This window comes from Photorhabdus bodei (assembly GCF_003287735.1).
Classification (GTDB): Bacteria; Pseudomonadota; Gammaproteobacteria; order Enterobacterales; family Enterobacteriaceae; genus Photorhabdus; species Photorhabdus kayaii.
This window is the reverse complement of sequence record NZ_NSCM01000033.1, coordinates 1-23,236: the sequence shown is the minus strand read 5'-3', so window position 1 is coordinate 23,236 and position 23,236 is coordinate 1. Positions and strand designations below refer to the sequence as shown.

The window sequence follows — 23,236 nt, the reverse complement described above, 5'->3', positions numbered from 1 at the left end:
AGTAATGCTCAGGCCGCTGAACAGGAAGCCGAAGAGCCGGAAACAGGCTCAAGCTGATAAATCAGCATCGGCAAACACATAATCCCCATCTGCATCAAGCCTCTCACACAAACGTCCTGTAATGCAGGGCTTTTTTAACAACAACTCCTAAGCTGCCTATATTTATAGCTTGTTTTTGAAAATAAGAATTTCAATATTAGATATTCAATCTCAAATTTGTATCAACTAGATCAATCAACGATTTTGGTACACCAAAATCAGCGGCTATCTTACTCCAAGCAGAGACTTTTTCTATGGTTTCCTCAATAATCCCATTGGCCATTTTTTTGGTGAACAGCGGGCTTAGTTTTTCCAATGAATAAAAATCTTGCCGAGTGAATAAGATTTTTAGGCTATTTATTAACGCTTCAATATTGATTGCCATTATTTATACCCTACGGATTTCAAGATGCATCGCGACGGCAAGGGAGCGAATCCCCGGGAGCATAGAGAACTATGTGACTGGGGTGAGTGAGTGCAGCCAACAAAGAGGCAACTTGAAAGATAACGGATATATAACCTCTTTATTCATATCTGACCTCTAGTATATAAACACGGATAACGGTTTATTAACCTCTATCCAATAAAGGTAGAAAATTAGAAAAAATATTCCAGAAAACGTCTATACAACTTGTTCAAATGCTAATACATCTACTCGCAAATCAGCTAAATAAATTCATCATATTTCACTTAAAAAACATATAGGAATATTATGAAAATTGCTGATTTTATTGTCTCCAACAGGTGTAAAACATCACATTTTGCAAAAACTTACATGCAATTACACAACAAATGTAGGTATCACCGCTATTGCGATAATAATGTAAAGTCGAAAAGATAATGGCGCGGTATGTTTAGGAAGCCGGTAAACTCAGAAAATCAAAACGCTGACCAGAAGATCAGCGCTTTGTCATTCATCTCATCAAATAGTTATTATTGACCAAACATCTCTCGCAACCAGCCCGGTGCTTGTTCTTGCTGTTGAACAGGTGCTGATACCGCTGTTTGCTGGCACAAACTCTGTGGGTCATAAGTCCAAACCGGTAATGTTCTCCAGCCACTGCCACTACAGCTAAAGCTGCCATCCTGATTAACCGCCATATCGACAATGCCTTCCGGTGGAATGTTATTCAACATCAGCGGCGTCTGATTTTCCAGATAACGGCGATATACATTCAACGCCCCTGTAGCGCCTGTCAGATTGGTCGGTCCGTTGTTATCGCGGCCAACCCATGCGATCACCACTTCTTTACCATCGATTCCGGCAAACCAGCTATCACGCAGATCATTGGTAGTGCCCGTTTTACCCGCCAGATTATAGCGACCAAACTTAGCATTCAGAGAACGAGAAGTTCCATTCGCCACCACCTGCTGCATACCATATAGCGTCAGATAAGCCGCCTGAGCTGGTACAGCCCGTTCAGCCTGTGGGTAACTCTGATATATCACGGTACCATCCTCCGCGATGACAGAACGTAACGCGGAAAGCGTCGCACGATTGCCGCCACTCGTCATCGTCTGGTATTCCTGCGCCACTTCTAAAGGTGTCAAGCTAAGAGAACCCAGTAACATGGCTGGAACCTGTTGAATCACTTCCTCCGGTACGCCAAGCCGGATCAATGTGTTGCTGACATGATCAAGGCCAACCGCCAATCCAAGATTCACCGTAGGAATATTCAATGAATTTGCCAGCCCATCTATCAACAGGACACGTCCACGGAAACGACGGTCATAATTTCTCGGTTCCCAAACCTTGCTGTTCGGCTGTTTTACCGCAAGAGGTTCATCCGACAGCCAAGTATTCAGTCGAAATTGATCAGGCTCACTCAATGCCGCCAAATAAGTCGAAGGTTTTGCCAGTGAACCAATTGAACGACGCGCCATCATTGCTCGGTTAAATCCAGCATACTGCGGTTGAGAACCACCAACCATCGCCCTGATTTCACCACTGATGCGATCGACAATTACCATTGCTCCTTCAAGGTCAGCAATTTTGCGAGTTTTTCTCAGGCTGGCAATCCCCTCTTCTACTGCGTTTTCAGCCGCATCTTGAGATACCGGGTCCAAAGTAGTGAAGATTTTCACGCCGGACAGATCATTCACTCTATCCCCCAGTTTGTCCTGCAACTCCTTACGAACGAGCTGCATAAACGCCGGTTGCGGGGTAATAACACCACCTTTCGGTTTTACCCCCAGTGGACGAGCACTCAATAATTTATAAAGATCTTCATCAATAATTTGCTGGTTTTGTAACAGCTTGAGCACCACATTACGACGCTGGAGAGTGAGTTTAGGATTACGCCACGGATTATAGAGTGAAGCCCCTTTCACCATACCGACCAGCAACGCCTGTTGATCTAAACTCAATTCATCCACGGGACGACCAAAATAATAGAGGCTCGCCAGCGGGAATCCTCGGATCTCCCCATCACCACTTCGGCCTAAATAAACTTCGTTCAGATACAGTTCGAGAATCCGATCTTTGCTGTAACGATAATCCATCAGCACAGCCATATAAGCTTCATTGGCTTTGCGCACCAAAGTGCGCTCATTGGTCAGGAACAAGTTTCTCACCAATTGCTGCGTCAGGGTACTTCCCCCCTGAACGGTACGCCCGGCAGTCAAGTTAGCCAGTGCTGCACGCCCAATGGAAAGAATACGAATACCATCATGTTGATAAAAATGGCGATCTTCGGTCGCCAGCAAGGTGTTAACCAGTAAATCAGGGAAACCAGAACGCGGCACAAATAGCCGCTGCTCCCCATTGGGAGACTGCAACATGGTAATCAGCTTCGGATCAAGGCGGAAGAACCCAAACTGACGTTGATTTTCCAGATTTTCGATCCCCGCCAAACGGTTATCACTGAAAGTTAGCAGAGCGTGGATCTGCCCCTCTTTGCTGTCTGGGAAATCAAACGGACGACGCAACATTTCAATGGTTTCACCTCTGACAGAAAACTCTCCGGGACGGGTAATTTTCGTCACCTGGCGATACTGCATCCCTTCCAGCAGATGTACCATCTCTTTCTTACTGTAGTTCATACCCGGTTCAAGATTGACCATGCGGCCATAGACTGCCGCAGGTAATTCCCAAACTCTCCCATCAATGCGATCGCGGATTTTGGCATCCAGATAGACACCATAAGCCGCCAATAATACGGCAAAAATAATGAATATCTTGAATAACAACCAGAACCAACGCCACTTTTTCTTAGGTGGACGGGAATACATTCCTTTCTTTGTCATGGGTTGATCCTCTTCATCATCGTAGTCCTCATCTTCATAGCCATTATCATCCAACAGATACCGTCTTTTTATTGACCGTTTACGGCGGGATACCCATTTTTTGCCTTTACGTCCGATTGGTTGACGATCTTCACCAGACATTCCAAAATTCTCCGAAACCGTTTAGATGCTATTATTGGGTTTTCATATTTTTTAATGAATTTATTCGCCGGCAAAAACAAGGGTTAAACTCTATTACGAATATCTTTTTGTCCGCCGAGTCGGTACCGTATTCGCCGGATCATCCGGCCATAAATGTTTTGGATAACGCCCTTTCATCTCTTTTTGCACTTCACGATAGGATCCTTGCCAAAAAGCAGCCAAATCCTGTGTGATCTGCAATGGCCTTTGGGCAGGTGATAGTAGTTCAAGCACCAGTGTTACCCGCCCTTTTGCCAGAGATGGGCTTTGCCGCTCACCATACATTTCCTGTATCCGAACTGATAATACCGGTGGTTTATCACTGAAATAACAGATTGCTATCCGACTGCCGGTAGGGACAGTGTAATAAATAGGCAATTCATTATCCAGACACTGTTGTTGCTGCCAATCCAGCAAATTTTCCAGTGCCGGCAATAAATCAATCTGTTTCAGCCCTTTCAAATCACGCACACCAGTGAGGAACGGCATTAACCAATCATCAAGAGAAGCCATTAATGCATCATTATTGACTGGCGGCCACGGCATTTCAGGCAACCATTTGGCCGCACATTGGATACGGATGCACAACTGAACCGCCGCAGGTGACCAATTCAGCTCATGTAATCCCTCACTGCGTAACCAGTTTAGCAGAGCCTGTTGTAATTGCTCATCGGAAGGCTTTGCCAATCGTTGGGCTTTTACTGTCAGGCTGCCACATTGCAGCCGCTTCCAAGCCTGCAACGTCCCTTTGTTATCATCCCATTCAACGACACTCTGTTCACTGAATAAATTCGGCTGTTGCTGTATCAGTCGTTCAATATCCAGAGGACAAGCCAGCAAAATACGCGCGTCAGGATTTCTACTGTTTTGTAATAATGAAGGAGCCACCAGCCACGATTCGCCAGATAACGTTTCTTCATCATCGATTATCGTTCCCAGACCGTTCGACAGTTGAAAACGCCCTCCCTTATCCCGATTTTTGGCTATTCTGTCAGGGAAACCTTGGGCTAATAGCATTGCAGCAAATCCACCGTCTGGCTCACCAAAATGATCACCCATATTTCTAACTAACTGCTTTGCCCGCCGTAACCAATGAGCTTGTCGCTGCTCAACCCAATAAGTGATGTCCGGCTGACCATCACGGGGCGGCTCCTCCAGAATCGCGGTCAGCATAGCGGCGGTTGCCAGCATATCGGCCCCTTGTTCCAACCCTGCACATAACATCGCTGCCAGACGCGGATCACTACCGGATTCCGCCATTTTTCTGCCTCTGGACGTTAACTGACCATTGTTACTGATTGCACCTAACTGTAATAACAGTGATTTGGCTACTGCCAGAGCGGCGGCAGGTGGCCTATCTAGCCAGCACAATTGGGAAATATCATGACATCCCCACTGCAATAAGGAGAACCATAAGCCACTGAGATCAGCATTCAGAATTTCGGGCTCACTATGCTCTGCCGCTCTTTCTGCCTGTTCTTGGCTGAATAGATGCCAACACACACCGGCTTCCAACCGTCCTGCCCGACCCGCTCGTTGTGTCATAGAGGCTTGACTGATGCGTTGAGTGATCAGGCGAGTCAGACCATTTTTGGGTTCAAAACGCGTCGTGCGTTCAAGACCACTATCAATCACCAACCGAATACCTTCAATCGTTAAACTGGTTTCTGCAATGTTAGTCGCCAAAACAACTTTACGGCGTCCAGATGGTGAAGGTTCGATCGCTTTTTGTTGCTCAGCTAATGACAACGCACCGTATAACGGGCACAAATCGGTATCCTCAGCAACTCTCCCGCTAAGCAGTCCAAACACCCGTTGAATTTCCCCGCTACCCGGCAAAAACAACAGCACAGAACCTTGCTCCTGTTGGAGTAACCGCAATACAACGGTGGCTATACTCTGTTCAAAAGGTTGGTGAGCAGACAAAGGACAATAATGTCTGGTCACAGGAAAGCTTCTCCCGTCAGAAATGATTACCGGCGCATCAGGTAATAAAGAACAGAGCCGCTGATTATCCAGCGTCGCTGACATGATCAAAATTCGCAGATCATCCCGCAGCCCTGCCTGTACATCCAGCAACAATGCCAACGCCAAATCAGCTTGCAAGCTGCGCTCATGGAATTCATCCAGAATCACCAGAGAAACCCCGATTAGCATGGGATCTTGCTGCAACATACGGGTTAAAATGCCTTCTGTTACCACTTCAAGGCGAGTAGTTGTACTCACTTTTGTTTCTGAACGCATTCGGTAACCCACGGTCTGCCCGATATTTTCATTCAGTTGAGCGGCAAGGCGATTAGCAACACTGCGAGCGGCAATCCGCCGTGGTTCTAACATGATGATACGCCCAGAGAAATCAGCTTTTTTCAGAATTTCCAATGGTAAAGCCGTCGACTTCCCGGCACCGGCCGGAGCATGAAGCAGGACCTGTTGTGAATTTTTCAACGCACTCAGGACAGGTTCGACGATCTCATATACAGGCAATAAAGACACAAACACTCCATACAAAGAAAGTTAACTTTCAACCGCCGGCATTGTAGCATTGCCTGCTTCAATCTTATGCCATCCGTCATTCAGGAGTTTTTATGAAATTCTATCCACTGTGCCAATACAGAGTACAGAGAGAATATAATCATACATAATTGCCATTGATACGGTAATATTGCGGTTTCTGTTTTAAAAACAAATAATTAGATTAGATATATAAATAATTTTAATTTTAATGTCAAATACATTGATAAATTCATTTAATGTGCTAATCTTTTAATTATCTAGATTCTTAATTGTTTTTACAAAGTTATGAAAGGAGTTTAAAATTGGGCTCTGAATTTTGCTTTGTCAAATATAGTTTTGATAAAAATTTAAATGAATTAACAAATGAGTTTCAATTTGATGAGTTATCTACCGGAAGAATACTCTTCCGTAATACAACAAATGTATCTAAATTTAAAAGTGAAAGATATACTGCTTTTTTAATTGGTAATATATATAACATATCTACCATCAGATCCATTCTTGGAAAAATAGAAGGAAGAGCTGGTGTGCTTAGCGATGTGGAGGTTTTATTATTAATTAGAGAAAAATTTGGTAATTCCATTATTTCTATAGCAGAAGGGGATTATTGCCTTTTTATTGAGGATAAAAAAGGAAATATAGAAGTAACAACGGAGTCTAGAGGATTAAATTTAGTAAATTTAGTACAGACAGATTTGATTTGGATTACTAATAGCTTGAAGATTGTTGGTAAGGTAGAGGGAGATAAAGCTTTTGATTTCAAATCTGAAAGCGAAGTTATTAAAAGCTCACTAAAACCAGATAATTTTTCACCAATAAGAAATGTGTCCAGATTAAAGCCTGGTACAATAAATAAATTAACATTTGATGAACAAAGATATCCTCATTTAGGAGTTGAATATGTAATACCTCCTGTAGAGGAAAATCTTTTTGATATAAAAGAAAGTGACCTTCTTGAAATAATTGATTCTGATTTGAGAAATTCTATTTCCCGGTTATCTAAAAATAATGAAACTATAGGTGTTCCACTATCAGGAGGATTAGATTCAAGTTTAGTTACTGCTTTAGCATCAAAGTATTTTGATAAAGTAAAAACATGGTCTATAGGAACAGAATTAAGCAATGAATTTGAATTTTCTAAAATTGTTTCTGATTATCTCGGTACAGAACACGAAGTTAAAATTCTTAGTGAAGATGAAGTTATATCAGGTGTAGTAAAAGCTATTTATCATAATGAAATATTTGACGGATTATCTTCTGAGATTCAATCAGGATTATTTAATGTTTATGAATTAGCAAAAGGAAAAGTTAACTCATTGATAACAGGATATGGTTCTGATCTATTATTTGGAGGGATATTAGAACCCGGAAAATCCTATATTGAACCAAATAAAATATTATCTGAGCAAGTTTATAGAACTAAATGGACAGGAGAATTTTCAACTCATGGAGCAGGAAATTATGGGTTGAACGTTTATCACCCATTTTGGACTAATAATCTTATATCTTTATGTCATAATTTGGACCCATACTTTAAAATAAGAGATAATGAAGTTAAAAATATTTTACGGGAATATGCAAGCAGTATAAATATCCTCCCAAAAGAAATAATATGGAGAAAAAAAATAGGTATTCATGAAGGATCATCTGTCAATAAGTTTTTTGCAACAATGATAGGAACTGAAGTAAATAACTATCAAGATAAAACAAGGTTTAGTTATTCTATATATAAAGAGTTTTTGACAGGAAAATTGTCAATTGAAGAAGCAAATTCAACCAAGTTGCGTGAAATTATAAAAAGGAGTTAGATATGGTAATAGAAAGAGATTTTAGCTCAATTAGAGTAATTATACTTAACCATGAAAATAAGCATAATCCATTTAGTGAAAGCTTAGAAAATTCAATTAAAAAATCTTTAATTAAAGCTGATCAAGATGACAATGTTAAAGCCATTGTTGTTTATGGTGGAGAGAATCGTTCTTTTTCTTCTGGGGGAGATTTCAATGAAGTTAAAAATCTATCAGGAGAAAATGTGGAACGTTGGATAGATAGAGTGATTGATCTATATTGTGCTGTTTTAAACGTAAACAAACCAACAGTAGCTGCGGTAGATGGTTATGCTGTAGGAATGGGATTTCAATTTGCTCTAATGTTTGACCAAAGAATTATATCAAGCGAAGCTAAATTTATAATGCCTGAATTAAAACACGGTATTGGCTGTTCTGTAGGTGCAGCTATACTTAGTTTTACACATGGACATAATATAATGAGAAAAATTGTATTTGAATGCGAAGAACTTTCATCAGAAATGTGTATTAAATACAACATTGCAAATCAGGTAATAGATAAAGAAATTCTTTTAGAAACAGCTATAGAACGCGCTAATTTACTAGCAAAATATCCGAAAACAGCATACTCGAACACAAAAAAATTTATGAACAAAAAATTCGTTGATATCTTGGAAGATAGCAGAAAAGAATCAAAATTAGTTCATAAAAATTCGTTTGGCTCTAGAGATTCTCAAAAGCACTTTAAAAAAGTACTTGGTGATAAATATTATGAGGATAATTAAATGAATAAAAATTTACAATGGTCACCAATAATGCAGTCAGGTTTTGGTGCTAACATTAGTACAGATGATTTTTTGAAAGCTTCTGCTAAAGAAATTAAAAATCTTCTAATGAGACAAGGCTTTATTGTAGTCAATAAAATAAACCTTAATGCTGATGAATTTCGCGATATATACAGCAAATATGGAACAATAGTTGAGTATGCAGATGAAAAAATAGATGTTGGTTTTGGGTATCGTGATACATTAAAACTTGAAGGCGAAAAAGGAAAAATTGTCACTGGGCGTGGACAACTCCCATTTCATGCTGATGGTGGGTTATTATTATCGCAAGTAGATCAAGTTTTTTTATATGCTGCTGAAATAAAAAACATGAAGTTTCGAGGAGCAACTACCGTTTGTGACCATGTTCTTGCATGCAAAGAAATGCCTAAACATTTATTAAATATTTTAGAAAATGAAATTTTTGAAGTAAGAGTTCTAGAATATGGCTACTACGTAGATGTATCTCCTGCTGGATGGTTTCAGGTTCCTGTATTTACTGACCTTGGATGGGTGAGAAAAATGCTAATATATTTTCCATTCGATGAGGGACAACCAGCCAGCTGGGAGCCAAGAATTGTTGGGTTCACAGATGAAGAAACAAAGAGATTTTTTGCTGAGCTTACTGAATTTATGAAAAATCCCCGCTATTATTATAAGCATTATTGGGAAAGAGGTGATTTAATTATAATGGATAACAGAAGAGTTATTCATGAAAGGGAAGAATTTGATGACGATAATATCGTTCGTCGTCTTTACCGTGGGCAAACTGCTGATATTTAAATTCCTCCCCCTTCATAGAAGGGGAGGTAAAAATAAAGTGACATATGAGTTGTTATAACTATAGAAATTACAAATAATGGCTAATAAAAAATCAAACAACAATAAAGTTTTTAAAGACGAAACATCACTGTATTCTAGATATAGTATATCAACCCTTTTTCTTAAGTTTTTTGTAACTTTATTGTTAACAAATAAAATCACAAAAAAAATTTCTTTATGGATGATGAGATTTATTTTAAATAAAAAAAATAAGTTTTTTATTAGGTTTTTAAATGGGGTTTATTTTGGTGGTGAAAGTATAGATGAAGCAAAGGCTAATGTGATTTTTCTATCAAAAAATAATATTCATAGCATATTAGATTATGCAATTGAAGGGAAAAACGACGAAATTTTCTTTGATAATGCGCTAGAGTCAACATTAAAATTAATTGATCTCGCTAGCAAAGAGTCCAATATACCATATGTTGCCATTAAGCCTTCATCACTAGGAGATATTCATCTTTATGAAGAAAAAATGAGAGGTTGGAATTTTTTTGGAGAAAAAATTAATTCTTGGAGTAGGATATTAGAACGTTATGAAAAAATATTTCATTATGCAGAAATTAAATCAGTTAAAGTTATGATTGATGCAGAGCAATCTTGGATTCAGGCGGCAGTAGACAAGATTGTCATAGATAGCATTATTAAACACAATAAAATATTACCTATTATAACATTAACAATACAATCCTACAAAAAAGAATCCATTGATCTTCTGATGTTACTACATAAAATTGCTATTGATAATAACATTAAAGTTGGTATTAAGATTGTTAGAGGAGCTTATTTAGAAGAAGAGATTAAACATAAAGAAAAATCAATTGGAACATTTTTTTTAAAAAAAGAAGAGACTGATTTAAATTATAATTATTTAGTTGAATACATATCAAAAAGAATTGAGTATTTTTATCCTTTTTTTGCAACTCATAATGAAAATAGTATATCAATCATATTAAATAAGAATGAATTAAAAAACAAATCATTTTGGATTGGACAATTGTACGGGATTGGAGATCATATTTCATCAAAACTAGCTTACAATGGTATTAGGACGTGTAAATATTTGCCATATGGGCCAATTGATAAATCATTGCCATATTTATTAAGAAGGATAAATGAAAATGCAGTGGCTTCAGATACCTTTGTTACAGAAAACAAAAAGATAATGAAAGAGATTATTTTAAGATTAAAAAAATACGGGAGATAAAAATGGATGTCTTTAAATTAAAAATTGGAAATGATTCTTTTGATATATCATCGAATGAAACGATTTTGAAATGTGCTTATAATAATGGAGTTAAATTAAAATATCATTGCGCTTCTGGATATTGTGGCAAATGTAAAGTAAAGCTTATTTCTGGTGAAGTTAATTTAGATCATTCTGGTGGAATATCTAGAGATAAAATATCTTCTGGATATATATTGACTTGCTGCTCATACCCGAAAAGCAACATTGAAATATAGGAAAAAAAATGAAATATATTTATTTGTTTTTATCTATAATAATGTCATCAAAAGCATATTCATTTGATAACATGAAACTCAGCTTTGTTGAAGGCGGTGATTTTTACGTTGGTAGTGTGTTTGGCGCTCAAAATTATGAATCTCATTCTAATGTTACATTAAATTCTTTTTATATCATGAAGAATGAAGTTACTTATTCAGAATATAAAGAGGTATATGAATGGGCTATATTAAATGGTTATGATTTTGATGATGGATGTAATGGGGCATATTATGAAGATTGTCTTCCTCCTGAGCAGGATGAAGGCAGGCATCCTGTGACTAGTATTAAATGGTTAGATACCATTCTTTTTTCAAATGCATTAAGTGAGAAATTAAAACTCACTCCAGTATATTTTCAAAAAGGAAATAAAATTATTAGAAAAAAAGACAAAAACTTAGAGATCTTTATAAATACAAACGCTAATGGCTATCGTTTACCTACCTTAAATGAATGGCATGTTGCAGCAAGGGGCGGAAAACCTGCCTTACGATTAGGAAGATATGGATACTATCACTCTGGAAGCAATGATTCTAAGAAGGTGGCATGGTATCCAGAGTTTAATACAAGTAATTTTGGAACACAGGTTGTAGGTAAATTATCTCCAAACGACTTAGATTTATACGATATGAGTGGAAATGTTTCTGAATGGGTCTATGATAGTTATGAACTTGGTACAGTTAAGTTGTACTATTTTTGTGGTGGAAGTTATCTTTCCCATGCAAACAGCTTATCCAGTTGTGATAACCATAGTTCAGGATATATTATGCCAGATGTTGGATTTAGATTAGTTAGGAGCTATTTAAATGAAAAATAAATTTTACCTTATTTTTATTTTACTTTTCTCGTTTGAGGCATTTTCTCATTGCGGAAATAAGGTAAATCTAAAGGATGGAATCAATCTTATAGATTTGAATGGTGATGGAAAAAAAGATGTAATTTTTTATGCCAAATTTGAAAACAATACATCTCATCCAAGTAACACATTAACTGTTTTTATAAAAAATAAAAATGGGAAATTTAATATAGTTCCACTCCCAAATGATACTGGTTTTACTTGGTTTGATTTTAAATTATCTGCTTCTGAAATAAAAATACAAGATTACGAGCTAAGGGTAAAAAATGGGGTTTATTATATTATTTTTTTTCGCAAAAAAAATAATGATGATGACATATTTGGAGAATACCCAGTAGAATTTATTAAATATGATATAAAATATAACAATGAAGTGCCTGGTATTTCAAATTATTATTGGGATTATACTAAATCCTATCTTACAAAGAAAAAATATAAAAATGTTAGTGATGCCATGACAGAATATAATATGGAGTGTAGTTTATGAAATTTTTTTTATTTTTTTTATTTTTTTTATTTTTTTTATCTTTTTTTTGTCATTCAGGAGAAAATGAATCTTTTAGAAAAAAAATACAAAAAAAAATTGACGATAAAATATTATTATGCCTAGGTGAAACTGAATGGCCAGTATCAATTAATGAAAATTCTATATGGGTTAATGCGAACATGGAATCTCTTGTTGATGCTGGATTAGTGAAATTGGATTTTAAAAGAGGAAAAAATAAATTATGGAACTTAACCAAGTTAGGAAAAAAAGAATTTAATAAAAATGGTGATTTTTGTTACGGTAGAATGATGTTAAAAGACATTCTAAGTATAACTTACATAAATAAAAAAAGAGGGTTTATAGTTTTTAACTACTATGTGCATTTATTACCTGAATGGGCTAAAAGCAAATCAATAAGATTCGCATATTCTTATCTAGATAATATTATTACAGGCATTGACAATGAAAAATATCAAATTGAATTTGAAAAATCTGACACTGGGGTTATTAAAATAATAAGTGACCCTGTTCAACTTGAAATTCTTTACTAATTTTAAGCGATAATAGGGGTTTCAAAAGCAACGGAATAGTACACTCCGTTAAATAACTATTTAATGACAGATTCGACTAATATACATTACACCTGCTGGATAGTCTTGGTATTCAGCATATACCCTAAAGATTTCAAGATGCATCGCGACGGCAAGGGAGTGAATCCCCGGGAGCATAGAGAACGATGTGACCGGGGTGAGCGAGTGCAGCCAACAAAGAGGCAACTTGAAAGATGACGGATATAAATCAAACGAAAAATCCCGGTCAGATAGACGGGTAAAATTCGACCATAAGACGAAATGTTGTGGAAAGATGTTTTGGTCGACTGAAAGAACATTGTAGCATTGCCCGCTTCAATCTTATGCCATCCGTCATTCAGGAGTTTTTATGGAATTCCATCCACCTTTACAACCTGCCACGCTAATTCGTCGCTATAAACGCTTCCTGGCTGATGTCATCACACCGGAAGGTGAAACACTGACTATCCACTGTGCCAATACGGGCGCAATGACTGGCTGTGCGACACCGGGAGATACGGTTTGGTATTCCACCTCCGATAATCCAAAACGTAAATACCCCAACAGTTGGGAATTGACAGAAACACCGGCTGGTCACTGGATTTGTGTCAATACGCTCAGAGCAAATGATTTAGTCGCCGAGGCTATTGCACAAAATGCCATTCCAGAATTTTCTGAATATAAAAAAATCAGTCGGGAAGTGAAATATGGCGAAGAGAACAGCCGGATAGATCTGCTATTACAGGCAGAACAGCAAGTTAATTGCTACATTGAAGTGAAATCAGTGACTCTTCTCCAGGAAAATTGTGGCTATTTCCCTGACGCTGTCACGACTCGCGGGCAAAAACACCTACGGGAATTGCAACACATAGCAGAACAAGGGCAAAGGGCTGTTTTATTTTTTGCGGTCTTGCATTCTGGCATCAGGCAGGTCGCGGCGGCTGCACATATTGATCATAATTATTCATCTCTTTTGGAACAAGCGCAAAATTCTGGGGTCGAAGTTATCTGTTACCAGGCCAACATGACAGGAAAAGGGATGGTTTTAGGCGATAAGTTAACTTTTGTACTAAAATGATTAACTTACCGATTCACCTAATATTTGCAGCCAAGTTGTACAAGGTGTAAAGGCATGCAATACATTTGCTTCCACACCATTGTGAAACTAATGGCAGGAACAATTGCCAACCTTTGCTCCATCTGCTATTTATAACGGCCTATTTTTTTCCCCGCTAGGGGTTCGTTTGATAGTGCGTGTGTTAGGAGAAGTATTATGCAAGAAGGGCAAAAACGTAAAACCTCGTCCTTAAGCATTCTCGCCATCGCTGGGGTAGAACCTTACCAAGAGAAGCCAGGTGAAGAATACATGAACGATGCCCAGTTGGCGCATTTCAAGCTAATTCTTGAAGCATGGCGCAATCAACTCAGGGATGAAGTAGATCGTACTGTATCTCATATGCAGGATGAGGCAGCGAACTTCCCTGATCCAGTTGACCGTGCGGCGCAGGAAGAAGAATTCAGTCTTGAATTACGTAACCGCGATCGTGAGCGTAAATTGATTAAGAAGATCGAGAAAACCCTGAAAAAAGTCGAAGATGACGATTTCGGTTTTTGTGAATCCTGCGGCATTGAGATCGGCATCCGTCGTTTGGAAGCCCGTCCAACCGCAGATTTGTGTATTGATTGTAAGACGCTGGCCGAAATCCGTGAAAAACAGATGGCTGGCTAATTAATGGTGTTCCGAATACGGCGTCTTTATGACGCCGTATAAACAACCCCACTGATCTCCATATGATAAAATCTGAACGTCCCCAAGCTTATATTGGGCGTTTCGCCCCATCACCTTCTGGTGACCTGCATTTTGGTTCATTAATCACTGCCATTGGCAGCTATTTGCAAGCCCGTGCTTGTCAGGGAAAGTGGCTGATACGTATTGATGATATTGATCCGCCCAGAGAAGTTCCCGGTGCTGCCAGCCGTATTCTTCACGCACTTGAACATTATGGTTTACATTGGGATGGTGAAATTCTCTATCAGTCTCAACGCCATGAGGCTTATCGCCATGTCCTTAATCAATTGCAACAACAAGGTTTAAGTTATTACTGCACCTGTACCCGTCAACGCATTCATCAGATTAATGGTTTTTATGATAGAAACTGTCGTGAATTAAATTTGCCCATTGATCATGCAGCAATTCGATTCAAACAGCGTCATCCGGTTTACGGTTTTGAAGATAAATTACAAGGATATCTGAACGCCGATCCGGTCATGGCTGAAGAAGATTTTATTATTCACCGTCGTGACGGTTTATTTGCCTATAATTTAGTGGTTGTTATTGATGATGATTACCAAGGGGTGACTGAGGTGGTAAGAGGGGCAGATTTGATTGAACCAACTGTCCGCCAGATTGCGCTTTATCAGCAGTTAAATCTCAAAATACCTGACTATATTCATTTACCACTCGCTCTGAATAAGGACGGCAATAAACTTTCCAAACAGAATCATGCTCAGCCGATTCCATTGGATGATCCCCGGCCATTACTGATTGAGGCATTATCTTTCCTTAATCAATCTGTTATAGAAAACTGGCAAGATCTTTCTCGTGATCAATTGTTGCAAAAAGCAACAGCACGTTGGGATCTGGATCGAATTCCACGACAAGGTAAAATGCACATAGATAACATGAATAAAGTTACGGTTAGTCATAACAACCATTCTCAAAAAATACACAGTAGGCTATGATTAGCCGCTGTTTTTTATTTGTTTTATATGATTAGTTACTTATCGAGGTGTACCATTTTTAACCGAGTAGCAAATTTCTGCCGTAACTTATTGATCCGCGAAGGGAAAAATAACCGCGAACTACAGGCAGCCAGTGAAAGGCCAGTCACCAGATCTGACCGTTCTGCTCAGGAAGAGTACATAACTCTTCACTCTAATCGCCAAAACCCTTATCAACTCTTATCCAATGTGGAGACACCAAGGAAGGTTGAACAGGAGAATCCTCATTCGAATTTATCGATAACGATAATTCCACGGGAACAACATTGTATTTCCCGCAGGGATATCAGTGAAAATGCACTGAAAGTCCTTTACCGTTTGAATAAATCCGGTTTTGAAGCCTATTTGGTTGGCGGTGGTGTCCGTGACTTATTACTCGGTACAAAACCGAAAGATTTTGATATTGCCACCAATGCCACACCAGAACAGGTGCGTAAATTATTTCGTAACTGCCGTCTGGTTGGACGCCGCTTTCGCTTAGCTCATATTATGTTTGGTCAGGAAGTGATTGAAGTCGCAACATTCCGTGGTCCACATGAACAAACGGGTTCTGATGATAAAAATCAATCACAACAAGCACAAAGCGGCATGCTACTGCGGGATAACATCTTCGGCTCAATTGAAGAAGATGCTATGCGCCGCGATTTCACCATAAACAGCCTCTATTACGGTATCAATGATTTCTCTCTGCGTGATTATGCCGGTGGCCTTCATGATCTGGAAACCGGTATTATCCGCTTGATTGGCGATCCTGAAACCCGCTATCGGGAAGATCCAGTAAGAATGCTGCGTGCGATCCGTTTCGCTAGCAAACTGAATATGACCATCAGCGAAGGTACCGCCGAACCTATTTCTCGTTTGGCTTTTCTGCTGAGTAATATTCCACCTGCCCGTCTGTTTGAAGAATCTTTAAAACTTTTACAAACTGGTCAAGGTTACAGCACTTATAAACTTCTGCGCGAATACCGCCTATTTCAACCACTTTTCCCATTGGTTCAACGCTATTTCACCGAAAATAACGATTCGCCAATGGAACGTATACTCAATCAGGTTTTGAAGAATACCGATTACCGGTTACAAAATGATAAACGGGTTAACCCGGCGTTTTTGTTCGCCGCAATGCTCTGGTATCCACTGGTTGAACATGCGGAAAAGCTGTCTCAAGAAGGTGGCCTGGCTTACTACGATGCTTTTGCATTGGCGATGAATGACATTCTGGATGAGCAATGCCACTCCATTGCCATTCCTAAGCGCCTGACAACCATCATGCGTGATATCTGGCAATTACAGTTACGTCTGCCACGCCGTCATGGTAAGCGGGCAAATAAACTGATGGAACACCCTAAATTCCGTGCTGCCTATGATTTGCTGGAACTGAGAGCCAATGTTGAAAATCGCAATGAGCTAAAAGATCTTGTCGATTGGTGGGGAGAATTTCAGCAAGTCAATGCATCACAGCAACGGAGTATGATTTCTGAACTGGGCAGTGAGATTGTTCGTCGTCGTACACGGCCTCGCCGTCACTATAAACCAAGACTGAGCAGGAACAGCTAATAAATTATGGCTCGTGTTTATATCGCTGTTGGTAGCAATCTGGCAGAACCTATGCAGCAAGTAAAAAATGCACTTGCTGCATTAAAAGATTTACCGGAAACAGAATGTATTGCCTGCTCCTCACTGTATCGGACTAAACCGATGGGGCCGCAGAATCAACCTGATTTTCTGAATACGGCAGTCGCGCTGGAAACCACGCTAACACCGGAAGAATTACTCAATCACACTCAGGCGATTGAACTGGCCCAGGGACGGGTAAGAAAAGATGAACGCTGGGGGCCAAGAACCCTCGATCTGGATATCATGCTATTTGGTGATCAGGTGATTACTACCGAACGATTGACAGTGCCTCACTACGGACTAAAACAGCGCGAATTTATGCTCTACCCGTTAGCTGAAATTGCCCCTGATCTTATATTTCCTGATGGGGAAGCTTTATCTGAAAGACTGAAACACATCCCAGAAAACGGCCTGACACTCTGGCTGCAACCGCAGCTCTGATTCTAATCATTACATATAGGGATCTCAGTTCAGTCCGTGGCCGATTTCTGTACATAACAAGAAAAATTGCAGGAGAAGGAAGATAAATAATGAAACCAATAACCATGACTGATCTGAATCAGCTCAAAAAAGAAAAACGTAAATTCGCAACTATTACCGCTTATGACGCCAGCTTTGCCCACCTGTTTGCCGAGCAAGGTATCGATGTCATGCTGGTTGGTGACTCACTGGGTATGACTGTGCAAGGGGCTGATACCACCATTCCAGTGACAGTTGAAGATATTGTCTATCATACTCGTTGCGTCCGTGCCGGAGCACCTTATACTTTTATCATTGCCGATATGCCCTTCATGAGTTATGCCACACCAGAGCAAAGTTGTGAAAACGCAGCCAAGCTTATGCGTGCTGGCGCTAACATGGTGAAACTTGAAGGCGGTGGCTGGTTATACGATACCATTAGCATGCTTACCGAGCGTTCTGTACCCGTTTGCGCTCATTTAGGGCTAACTCCTCAATCAGTCCATATTCTTGGCGGTTATAAAGTTCAAGGACGTGATGAAATATCAGCGAATCAATTGATAAAAGATGCCATTACCTTAGAAAAAGCAGGCATACAACTACTGGTGCTAGAATGCGTACCTGTTGATTTAGCTAAACGTATCACCGATGAATTACAGATCCCGGTAATTGGTATTGGTGCCGGTAATGTGACTGATGGGCAAGTTTTAGTGATGCATGACGCACTAGGCATTACCGTAAGCCCCCCTAAATTTGTGAAAAACTTCCTTGAAGAAGCAGGAAATATACGTGATGCCATCCGCTTATATAAAGAACAAGTGGAAAGCGGTGCCTACCCAGGTAAAGAACACTCATTTTATTAATAAATTACCCTTGTTAGCCCGAAGGCTGTATACCCTATGGATTTCAAGATGCATCGCGACGGCAAGGGAACGAATCCCCGGGAGCATAGATAACTATGTGACCGGGGTGAGTGCAGCCAACAAAGAGGCAGCTTGAAAGATGACGGGTATAAACACATGAAGGAGTATTAAGCAATGTTGATTGTCGAAACTGTACCGATTCTACGCCGTGAAATCCGCCGCTGGCGTCAGGAAGGAAAACGCATTGCACTGGTGCCAACAATGGGTAACTTGCACGACGGCCATATGACGTTAGTCGATACAGCCAAAGGGCAAGCAGATATTGTGATCGTCTCTATTTTCGTCAACCCGATGCAGTTTAATCGTCAGGATGATCTGGCAAAATATCCCCGCACTTTACAGGAAGATTGCGAAAAACTTCATCAACACGGTGTCGATCTGGTATTTGCTCCTGCTGATAAGGAAATATACCCTGATGGTATGGAACATCAGACTTATGTTGAAGTTCCTGGGCTTTCTACCATGCTGGAAGGGGCCAGTCGTCCCGGTCATTTCCGTGGTGTTTCAACCGTGGTGAGCAAACTATTCAATCTAGTGCAACCAGATTTAACCTACTTTGGCGAAAAAGATTTTCAACAATTACAACTTATTCGCAAAATGATCGCCGACCTGGCTTATGATATTACGCTGGTTTCAGTACCTACTGTGCGCGACAAAAATGGCCTGGCTCTCAGTTCGCGTAATAACAATTTAACAGCCGATGAACGTCGAATCGCCCCAGAATTCAGCAAGATCATGCGATCTATCGCTGAAAAAATGGCACAGGGTGAATGCCACACAGAACAATTGCTCATTCAAGCTTCCGCACAACTACACGAAACGGGTTTTGTACCTGATGAGTTGTTTATCCGTGACGCCGAAACATTGGCACCGTTAAATACCGAAAGCAAAAAAGCCGTTATTCTAATGGCTGCCTGGTTAGGTCAAACCCGTTTGATCGATAATCAGCAAGTAGATTTAACGCAATAATCGCCGTTGTATCAGGCGTTATTGATGCAAAAAAGTTCTAAGTTGTCATCGAATCAGGAGAAAAACCATGTTGCGTACGATGCTACAGGGGAAATTGCACCGGGTGAAAGTCACTCAGGCAGATTTGCATTATGAAGGTTCCTGTGCAATTGATCAGAATTTCATGGATGCAGCCGGTATTCTGGAATATGAAGCTATTGATATCTATAACGTGGATAACGGCGAGCGTTTTTCCACTTATGCTATCGCCGCTGAACGTGGTTCTAGAATAATTTCAGTTAACGGAGCAGCAGCACGCCGTGCCGCGGTAGGTGATAAGCTAATTATTTGCTCATATGTACAAATCCCTAACGAAGATGCCCGTCATCATAAGCCTAATATCGCTTACTTCGACAGTGATAATATTATGAGCCGTATAGCTAAAGCCGTGCCAGTTCAGGTAGCTTAAATATTAATTTAAGCGCTCAATAATGGGTAGGTTGTGAAGACATTGCAAGTAAACTTCCCCTACCCATTCACCACCACTTAATAACAAAATAATCTACAATTAAGTTCTCAATCCCCGCCCTGTTTCAATTAAATACCAAGCAACAAGATAAAAAACCACAATAAATGCAGTCAAAACACCCAACGTAATTATCAAAGAAACATCAGTAATCCCCAAGAAACCATAACGGAAACCACTAATCATATAAACGATCGGGTTCAACTTGGAAACCGCTTGCCAAAATGGGGGTAATAATGTCAATGAATAAAATACCCCACCAAGATAAGTCAGTGGCGTTAATACGAAGGTCGGAATAATGCTGATATCATCAAATGTTTTAGCAAAAATCGAATTCAGCAACCCCCCTAGTGAGAACAAAATGGAGGTCATCAACAACGTGACAACAATCATCCACCACGCATGAATATGAAGCGGCACAAAAAATAGAGAAACCAATGTCACCAGAATACCGACGCTGACACCACGGGCAACACCACCACCAACAAACCCCACAATCACTATGTGTGTCGGAACCGGCGCCACCAATAATTCCTCAATACTGCGCTGAAATTTCGCACCAAAGAAGGAGGAAGAAACATTGGCATAAGAGTTAGTAATCACTGCCATCATAATAAGGCCAGGGACAATAAACTGCATATAATCGACACCGCCCATTTCTCCAATACGCGAACCAATCAAGCTACCGAAGATAATAAAATAGAGCGACATGGTAATAACCGGCGGTAATAAAGTCTGTACCCAGATACGACCAAAACGGGTAATTTCTTTAATCCAGATAGTTTTTAGCGCCACCCAGTACAACTGAATCATTTACTATCTCCTTATTTGTTGCTCACCAAGCTGACAAATAACTCTTCCAGACGGTTCGCTTTATTACGCATACTCAAAATATGAATACCCTGAGCACTTAATTGGGTAAATACGCTATTTATTCCCTGACCACGTTGAACATCCACTTCCAAAGTAGAGGCATCCAGCAGTCGATAATCATATCCTACTAGTTCAAGAATTGGGTTTTGTGTTGCCAGATCGAAGAAGAATGTTTCAGATTCCACCCGACTGAGTAAATTTTTCATACTGGTGTTTTCCACCAATTCACCATGCTGAATAATACCAATATTACGGCACAGCATTTCTGCTTCTTCCAGATAGTGAGTCGTTAGAATAATTGTCGTTCCCTGAGCATTCAGCTCTTGCAAAAAATTCCACATAGAGCGACGAAGTTCAATATCAACACCGGCAGTCGGTTCATCAAGGATCAATAATTTAGGCTGATGCATCAACGCACGTACAATCATCAGACGTCGTTTCATCCCACCAGACAAACGAATCGCCCGTTGATTGCGTTTTTCCCACAGATCTAACTGCGACAGATAAGTTTTCGCTCTGGCTTGAGCCACTTTTCGCGGTACACCATAGTAACCGGCCTGATTGAGAACAATCTGCAACACCGTCTCAAACGGATTAAAGTTAAATTCTTGCGGAACAAGACCTAATTGACGTTTAGCATTCACAATATCAGTATCGATATCATAGCCAAACACCTTAACCTTACCGCTGCTTTTGTTTACCAGAGAGCTAATAATACCGATTGTGGTGGATTTCCCTGCACCATTCGGGCCTAATAATGCGTAGAAGTCTCCAACTTCCACATTCAGGTCTATCCCACGCAGCGCCTTAACGCCATCAGTGTAAGTCTTAGTAAGCTGCGTTAACTCCAATGCATAAGTCATAAATTACAAAACACCTTTATTATCTGGTCGCCTTTGCGTGTAATGTGGAAACATAATGCCCCTTTTCTGCCTGACTTGCTTTGCAAAAACAGCAGAAAGATTAAAAACAAACAGCAATAAAATATTAAAATTTCAATTGATGTTGTATATGATTCTATCTTAAAGAAACACTACCAGGCTATGAATCATGATGAAAAAAATAGAAGAGCTGCTTGCCAATAACAAGCAGTGGTCAGAATCGGTTAACGAAGAAAATCCAATTTTTTTCAAAGAATTAGCAAAATCACAAAAACCTCATTTCTTATGGATTGGTTGTTCAGACAGCCGGGTACCAGCAGAAAAACTAATTGATGCCGCCCCCGGTGACTTATTTGTTCACAGAAACGTTGCAAACCTGGTTATTCATACTGACTTAAATTGTCTTTCAGTTATTCAATATGCGGTAGATGTACTGGAAGTTGAACATATCATTATCTGCGGACACTACGGTTGCGGTGGTATCGAAGCGGCGATTGATGGCACCGAACTGGGGTTGATTAACAACTGGCTGCTACATATTCGTGATCTTTGGTATAAACACAGTTCTATGCTAGGTGAATTACCCCCTAATGAGCGTCTGAACCGTCTGTGCGAAATTAACGTTGTTGAGCAAGTATATAACCTTGGTCACTCAACCATTATGCAAGCAGCATGGAAACGAGGCCAAAAAGTGATGATCCACGGTTGGGTTTACGGTATTCATAACGGTCAATTGCAGGATCTTGAAGTGACGGCTGACAGTCGTGAAAAGCTGGAACTTGCTTATCGCCAGACAATATCCAAACTGACGCATAAGAAGTGATTTTTTAGATCATTCATAAAATACGCTGTAGAAAAGGTTATATTTAACTTTTTCAATATACCCGTTTAACTTGAAGATGCAGGATTCAGAACCTGGAAGTTGTCATTAATACGGCACGACAGGTTCCCGGCAAGTTCCGGTAATATTTCCGTAAAAAAGCGATGTATTGCCTGCCTGAACAAGGTCGTCGAGGCGAAATAATGGTTATTTCTGACCTGTTCATTCATCACTTTCCACAGCCTTTCTATCAGGTTCAGATTCGGGCTGTATGGCGGTAAGTAATGAAGGTCGATATTCATCACATAAGCCCAGTCTTTCACCAGCTTACTCCGGTGGTAACCGGCTCCGTCAAGGATAATATGAACCTTCTGACTGACCGGATAGGTTTCACGCAGGGCAATGAAGAACTCGGCGATATGATAACTGTCGATACGGTCATATTCGCGTACCACTGTTTTACTGATATCGGCCAGATTCAGGGCACCCATCAGGTTCAGACGGGTACGGCTGCCCGTGGTTTTCACCGCGGTTTTCTGGCCTTTGCGCATCCAGCCATAAGCGAGTTTCGTCCCCTGCGTGG

The 23,236-nt window shown here is 40.0% G+C and carries 25 protein-coding genes and 1 pseudogene; 20 read left to right on the top strand and 6 right to left on the bottom strand.

Annotation, left to right across the window (positions count from 1 at the left end):
* Positions 1-196: 196 nt before the first annotated feature.
* Entirely contained in the window at positions 197-424 is a 228-nt protein-coding gene (locus tag CKY02_RS16295; RefSeq protein WP_193493145.1) for a hypothetical protein, read from the bottom strand.
* On the opposite strand from CKY02_RS16295, the gene CKY02_RS24790 reads away from it, so the two are divergent.
* Positions 414-584, top strand: a complete 171-nt coding sequence (locus CKY02_RS24790) for a hypothetical protein (RefSeq protein ID WP_162119835.1) — start codon at positions 414-416, stop codon at positions 582-584. The two genes, CKY02_RS16295 and CKY02_RS24790, sit on opposite strands and share 11 nt — an antisense overlap.
* 388 nt (positions 585-972) lie before the next feature.
* On the opposite strand, the gene mrcB is transcribed toward CKY02_RS24790, so the two are convergent.
* Together mrcB and hrpB are read right to left on the bottom strand one after the other, a co-directional pair.
* Positions 973-3,426 (bottom strand): bifunctional glycosyl transferase/transpeptidase, encoded by a 2,454-nt coding sequence (gene mrcB / locus CKY02_RS16290; protein WP_112896110.1) that lies wholly within the window; start codon positions 3,424-3,426, stop codon positions 973-975.
* Positions 3,427-3,519: 93 nt separating this feature from the next.
* On the bottom strand, positions 3,520-5,958 hold the full coding sequence (hrpB, locus tag CKY02_RS16285) for an ATP-dependent helicase HrpB (protein ID WP_112896109.1): 2,439 nt from the start codon (positions 5,956-5,958) through the stop codon (positions 3,520-3,522).
* Between the two features lie 323 nt (positions 5,959-6,281).
* Between hrpB and cpmA the strand changes: the two genes are divergently transcribed.
* The 18 genes and pseudogenes from cpmA to panD all read left to right on the top strand — a co-directional run bounded on the left by cpmA (position 6,282) and on the right by panD (position 20,022).
* Entirely contained in the window at positions 6,282-7,787 is a 1,506-nt protein-coding gene (gene cpmA, locus CKY02_RS16280) for a carbapenam-3-carboxylate synthase (RefSeq protein WP_112896108.1), read from the top strand.
* 2 nt (positions 7,788-7,789) lie between these two features.
* Positions 7,790-8,551, top strand: a complete 762-nt coding sequence (cpmB, locus tag CKY02_RS16275) for a carboxymethylproline synthase (protein ID WP_112877014.1) — start codon at positions 7,790-7,792, stop codon at positions 8,549-8,551.
* Positions 8,552-9,373, top strand: coding sequence for a (5R)-carbapenem-3-carboxylate synthase (cpmC, locus tag CKY02_RS16270; RefSeq protein ID WP_112896107.1), 822 nt, complete (start codon positions 8,552-8,554; stop codon positions 9,371-9,373). It abuts the gene before it with no gap.
* 76 nt (positions 9,374-9,449) lie between these two features.
* Positions 9,450-10,635: pseudogene (gene cpmD, locus CKY02_RS16265) on the top strand (carbapenem biosynthesis protein CpmD).
* Positions 10,622-10,876 (top strand): carbapenem biosynthesis protein CpmE, encoded by a 255-nt coding sequence (gene cpmE / locus CKY02_RS16260; protein ID WP_112896105.1) that lies wholly within the window; start codon positions 10,622-10,624, stop codon positions 10,874-10,876. The pseudogene cpmD and the gene cpmE overlap by 14 nt, the downstream one beginning before the upstream one ends.
* A gap of 8 nt (positions 10,877-10,884) precedes the next feature.
* Entirely contained in the window at positions 10,885-11,733 is an 849-nt protein-coding gene (gene cpmF / locus CKY02_RS16255; protein ID WP_112877017.1) for a carbapenem biosynthesis protein CpmF, read from the top strand.
* A complete protein-coding gene (gene cpmG / locus CKY02_RS16250) occupies positions 11,723-12,259 on the top strand; it encodes a carbapenem biosynthesis protein CpmG (protein WP_011145247.1) in 537 nt (178 codons plus the stop codon). Before cpmF ends, cpmG begins: the two co-directional genes overlap by 11 nt.
* Positions 12,256-12,810, top strand: a complete 555-nt coding sequence (cpmH, locus tag CKY02_RS16245; RefSeq protein WP_112896104.1) for a carbapenem biosynthesis protein CpmH — start codon at positions 12,256-12,258, stop codon at positions 12,808-12,810. The genes cpmG and cpmH overlap by 4 nt, the downstream gene beginning before the upstream one ends.
* A gap of 187 nt (positions 12,811-12,997) precedes the next feature.
* The gene (locus CKY02_RS24785; RefSeq protein WP_162119833.1) at positions 12,998-13,153 is read left to right on the top strand and encodes a hypothetical protein; all 156 of its coding nucleotides are present in this window, start codon (positions 12,998-13,000) and stop codon (positions 13,151-13,153) included.
* A gap of 45 nt (positions 13,154-13,198) precedes the next feature.
* Entirely contained in the window at positions 13,199-13,906 is a 708-nt protein-coding gene (gene sfsA / locus CKY02_RS16240) for a DNA/RNA nuclease SfsA (RefSeq protein WP_112896103.1), read from the top strand.
* Positions 13,907-14,101: 195 nt separating this feature from the next.
* The gene (gene dksA, locus CKY02_RS16235) at positions 14,102-14,557 is read left to right on the top strand and encodes an RNA polymerase-binding protein DksA (RefSeq protein ID WP_011145244.1); all 456 of its coding nucleotides are present in this window, start codon (positions 14,102-14,104) and stop codon (positions 14,555-14,557) included.
* Between the two features lie 62 nt (positions 14,558-14,619).
* Complete coding sequence (gluQRS, locus tag CKY02_RS16230) at positions 14,620-15,570, top strand: tRNA glutamyl-Q(34) synthetase GluQRS (protein WP_112896102.1); 951 nt, start codon at positions 14,620-14,622, stop codon at positions 15,568-15,570.
* Between the two features lie 90 nt (positions 15,571-15,660).
* The gene (gene pcnB / locus CKY02_RS16225; protein ID WP_240002069.1) at positions 15,661-17,163 is read left to right on the top strand and encodes a polynucleotide adenylyltransferase PcnB; all 1,503 of its coding nucleotides are present in this window, start codon (positions 15,661-15,663) and stop codon (positions 17,161-17,163) included.
* A 6-nt stretch (positions 17,164-17,169) separates the two neighbouring features.
* A complete protein-coding gene (gene folK / locus CKY02_RS16220; protein WP_112896100.1) occupies positions 17,170-17,664 on the top strand; it encodes a 2-amino-4-hydroxy-6-hydroxymethyldihydropteridine diphosphokinase in 495 nt (164 codons plus the stop codon).
* Between the two features lie 89 nt (positions 17,665-17,753).
* Complete coding sequence (gene panB / locus CKY02_RS16215; protein ID WP_112896099.1) at positions 17,754-18,545, top strand: 3-methyl-2-oxobutanoate hydroxymethyltransferase; 792 nt, start codon at positions 17,754-17,756, stop codon at positions 18,543-18,545.
* Positions 18,511-18,681, top strand: coding sequence for a hypothetical protein (locus tag CKY02_RS24780; protein ID WP_162119830.1), 171 nt, complete (start codon positions 18,511-18,513; stop codon positions 18,679-18,681). The genes panB and CKY02_RS24780 overlap by 35 nt, the downstream gene beginning before the upstream one ends.
* A 38-nt stretch (positions 18,682-18,719) precedes the next feature.
* On the top strand, positions 18,720-19,574 hold the full coding sequence (gene panC, locus CKY02_RS16210; protein ID WP_112896098.1) for a pantoate--beta-alanine ligase: 855 nt from the start codon (positions 18,720-18,722) through the stop codon (positions 19,572-19,574).
* 67 nt (positions 19,575-19,641) lie between these two features.
* Positions 19,642-20,022 (top strand): aspartate 1-decarboxylase, encoded by a 381-nt coding sequence (gene panD / locus CKY02_RS16205; RefSeq protein ID WP_112896097.1) that lies wholly within the window; start codon positions 19,642-19,644, stop codon positions 20,020-20,022.
* A 99-nt stretch (positions 20,023-20,121) separates the two neighbouring features.
* On the opposite strand, the gene CKY02_RS16200 is transcribed toward panD, so the two are convergent.
* Both CKY02_RS16200 and CKY02_RS16195 read right to left on the bottom strand, forming a co-directional pair.
* Positions 20,122-20,892: an ABC transporter permease gene (locus CKY02_RS16200; protein ID WP_112896096.1), complete on the bottom strand. Its 771-nt coding sequence runs from the start codon at positions 20,890-20,892 to the stop codon at positions 20,122-20,124.
* 11 nt (positions 20,893-20,903) lie between these two features.
* Positions 20,904-21,815 carry an ABC transporter ATP-binding protein gene (locus CKY02_RS16195; RefSeq protein ID WP_112877027.1) on the bottom strand — a complete coding sequence of 304 codons (912 nt, stop codon included), beginning with the start codon at positions 21,813-21,815 and terminating at the stop codon, positions 20,904-20,906.
* A 187-nt stretch (positions 21,816-22,002) separates the two neighbouring features.
* On the opposite strand from CKY02_RS16195, the gene can reads away from it, so the two are divergent.
* Entirely contained in the window at positions 22,003-22,656 is a 654-nt protein-coding gene (can, locus tag CKY02_RS16190; RefSeq protein WP_011145235.1) for a carbonate dehydratase, read from the top strand.
* Between the two features lie 65 nt (positions 22,657-22,721).
* Here can and CKY02_RS16185 read toward each other — a convergent pair.
* The coding region (locus CKY02_RS16185; RefSeq protein ID WP_112896095.1) for an IS630 family transposase at positions 22,722-23,236 on the bottom strand (515 nt) is incomplete at its 5' end.